Annotated in this window: 4 protein-coding genes; 1 reads left to right on the top strand and 3 read right to left on the bottom strand. The window is 55.6% G+C overall.

Features of this window, described 5'->3' with window-relative positions:
• The 3 genes from ACTHSN_RS10740 to ACTHSN_RS10730 form a co-directional block, all read right to left on the bottom strand.
• A partial coding sequence (locus tag ACTHSN_RS10740; RefSeq protein ID WP_440365316.1) for an ISL3-like element ISPpu12 family transposase occupies positions 1-1,037 on the bottom strand: 1,037 nt, incomplete at its 3' end.
• A gap of 21 nt (positions 1,038-1,058) precedes the next feature.
• Entirely contained in the window at positions 1,059-1,571 is a 513-nt protein-coding gene (lspA, locus tag ACTHSN_RS10735; RefSeq protein WP_003821921.1) for a signal peptidase II, read from the bottom strand.
• A gap of 3 nt (positions 1,572-1,574) precedes the next feature.
• Entirely contained in the window at positions 1,575-2,471 is an 897-nt protein-coding gene (locus ACTHSN_RS10730) for a cation transporter (RefSeq protein ID WP_070588402.1), read from the bottom strand.
• A 95-nt stretch (positions 2,472-2,566) separates the two neighbouring features.
• Between ACTHSN_RS10730 and cadR the strand changes: the two genes are divergently transcribed.
• Complete coding sequence (gene cadR, locus ACTHSN_RS10725) at positions 2,567-2,974, top strand: Cd(II)/Pb(II)-responsive transcriptional regulator (RefSeq protein ID WP_004364961.1); 408 nt, start codon at positions 2,567-2,569, stop codon at positions 2,972-2,974.
• Positions 2,975-3,061: the final 87 nt, after the last annotated feature.

The following is a 3,061-nucleotide window of genomic DNA, read 5'->3' as shown; positions in this document are numbered from 1 at the left end:
ATGGTCTCTTCACGCCAGTTTCCCACTGCCCTGACCAGATCGCTCCAGACTTCCTTTTGGCCCTTCGGGATGGTGGCTATCCACTCGTCCAGGGCGGCTTCTGCCTGGAGCCGTGTGGTGGCGTCCCAGATGCCGTAGAAGCGCTCCTTGTGCTCGTAGGCGGCCAGCAGTTGCGGGAACGCGCCTGTCCAGGTCTCCATGATGAGGCGCTCCCGGTCTGAGACTTCGTGAGCGCGTTTCAGCAGGATTTTCCGGTCTCCCTTGAGAGTCCGGCTCTGGGACGGTTTCAGCTCCTTTCTGAGGCCCTTGCGCACTCTCTCTAGGGCATCGTTGGCCATGCGCACCACATGGAACTTATCGACCACGATACGGGCCTGGGGCAGTACAGCCTTGACCGCTGCCCGGTAGGGGTTCCACATGTCCATGCTGACGATCTCGACCTTCTGCCGGTCTTTCAGCTTCATCAGGTAGTTGGTCACCACGTCCTGGCGGCGGGTGGCCAGCAGGTCGAGCAGGGTTCGCTCCTCAATGTTGGTCAGAATGCAGCGGTAGCGCTTGTTCAGGTATAGCTCGTCAATGCCCAGGATGCGGGGCGTCTCGAAGCGGTGCCAGCGCCCCAAGAACTCGGCGCGGGCGTTGAAGATGTCGCGCACCGTCTTCTCGTCCAGGCCGGTCTGTGCCGCCACAAAGGTGTAGGGGTGGTTGAAGGATTCCTTCTCCACGTACTCATGCAGCCGCAGTGTCATACGGAATCCGTCCACCATCTCCGGTAGCTGGGGCCTGAATGTTGTCTTGCAGGCCCGGCAGGTGTATCGGCGGCGGACCACCCAGAGAGTGACCCGCTTGCCGTGGATGGGCAGATCACGATAGGGAACGTCACGCTTGCCGAACCGTACGAACTCACCCTGCACGCCGCATTCCTCGCAGGCGATGGGATCGGGCACGTCCACCTGGAAGTGCATTTCGTCGTCGGTTGATTTGCAGCCCAGTACTTGGTATTGCGGCAGGTGAAGGATGTTGTCGGGAAGTTCGGTCATGGTGTTGTATAGGCGTAGGTGTCAGTCAGATCCATCCGACTCGGCATTGGTGTTTGCTTTTTTACCCAACAAGCTGCTGGAAACGAAAAGTAAGGCACCGAGGACAATTGCAATATCAGCCAGGTTGAAGGCCGGCCAATGCCAGTCTCGCCAATAGAAATCAAAGGAATCCACAACATAGCCGCGAAAGACCCGGTCAATCAGGTTGCCCATGGCGCCACCGAGGATAAGACTGTAAGCGATGGCTTCTCCTTTATGACGATTTTCAAGGATCAGCTTGATCAGAAAAATCGAGACCACTACCGCGATTCCGATAAAAAAGTAGCGCTGCCAGCCTCCACCATTCGCAAAAAGACTGAATGCGGCACCGGTGTTCCATAGGTGCACCCAGTTAAAGAACGGGGTCACCGAAACATACTCGCCATAGGCCATTGATTGCTGCACCAGCCACTTTACAGCCTGATCAGACGCTGCCAGCAGGCCCGATATGGACAATAGGGCATACGGCGAGAGCTTTTTGCCAATAATGAGCATTATTTAACCCTTCAACGCCAAAATGCGTCTGGCACCGTTAAGTACAATCACCCCCGTGATGGTGCCGATAATCAGATCTGGATAATTGGAACCGGTCCACGCGACCAGGGCGCCGGCGGTGATGCCCCCCAGGTTGATCACCACGTCGTTGGCCGAGAATATCAAGCTTGCCTTCATGTGCGCCCCGCCTTCCCGATGTTTGGATATGAGCAGCAGACAACTGGTATTGGCAATCAATGCGACGAATGCGATAGCCATCATCACCAGAGATTCAGGCTCACTACCGAATACAAAGCGTCTCACCACCTCTACGAGCACGCCCACAGCCAAGATCAGTTGCAGTACACCAGCAAGATGCGCGGCACGTACCTGCATTTTCACGCTATGTCCAACCGCATAAAGGGCAAGCCCGTACACCGCCGCATCGGAAAAATTGTCCAGGGATTCTCCAATCAGGCCGGTGGACTGGGCGATCAGACCGGCAGTCATTTCCACTACGAACAGAAGTGCATTGATGCCGAGCAACCAGCGCAGGGTCCAGGATTCTTGCTTAGCAGAAGCTGCCGAAAACTCGGCGGCCTTGATGGTCTCTGGATTTGCAGCGACGGTTTCCTGAAGCGAGGCGCCTAGCCCCAAGGTCTTCAGTTTCGAGGTGACGGGCTCGATCTCGCCGTCATGCACGACCTTCAGCCGGCGGTTCGACAAGTCGAAGGACAGCGCCCGAATCTCCTCAAAGCCGTTCAGGGCTAGGCGAATCATTCGTTCTTCTGATGGACAGTCCATCTTCGGCACTGCATAAACACTGACCCATCTCCCTGTCGCCTCGGAGGAGGCCTGTATATCGGTATCCGCTGCGGACGTTGCATCACCGCCACAGGCGCCACCACAGGATTTGCTCATAATATGACTCCACTTGAACAATGTTGTGGTACCATTTTAAACTATAAAGCTACTATAAGGTCAATAGAGTAAAGAATCCGTTGGGGAGGAGGCTGATGCGCATTGGTCAGTTGGCGCAGTTGGTAGGGGTCGAAACACAGACGATCCGCTTCTATGAACAGCAGGGCTTATTGCCGCCGCCTGATCGGCAGGACAACGGTTACCGTGTCTATACCGAGAAGCATGGTGAGGGGCTGGCCTTCATCCGTCGCTGCAGAATCCTGGGCCTGTCACTGGCTGAGATTCACGAACTACAGAGCTATCAGGACGACCCTCATCAGCCTTGTACCGCCGTCAACGCCTTGCTCGATGATCACATCTCTCATGTGCGGTCGCAGATAACCGCTCTGCAAGCGCTTGAGAAACAACTCGTTTCACTGAGAGCGAGTTGCAACGATGACCGGGAAGTTGAGGCGTGTGGGGTTCTTGCTGGAATTAGCGAAGGAAACATGCACCAGCAGTAGGTGAAGCATCAACCAGATAATCCGATGAGATGCTAGTCTGTCTCACTCTCATGCAAAGGTAAGATCAACCATTTAATCCGCTTACCC

It is taken from the genome of Neisseria sp. P0009.S010 (assembly GCF_051958545.1).
In the GTDB taxonomy this organism is placed as follows: Bacteria; Pseudomonadota; Gammaproteobacteria; order Burkholderiales; family Neisseriaceae; genus Neisseria; species Neisseria subflava_A.
The sequence above is the reverse complement of the archived record's forward strand: the minus strand, read 5'-3'. Positions and strand labels throughout refer to the sequence as shown.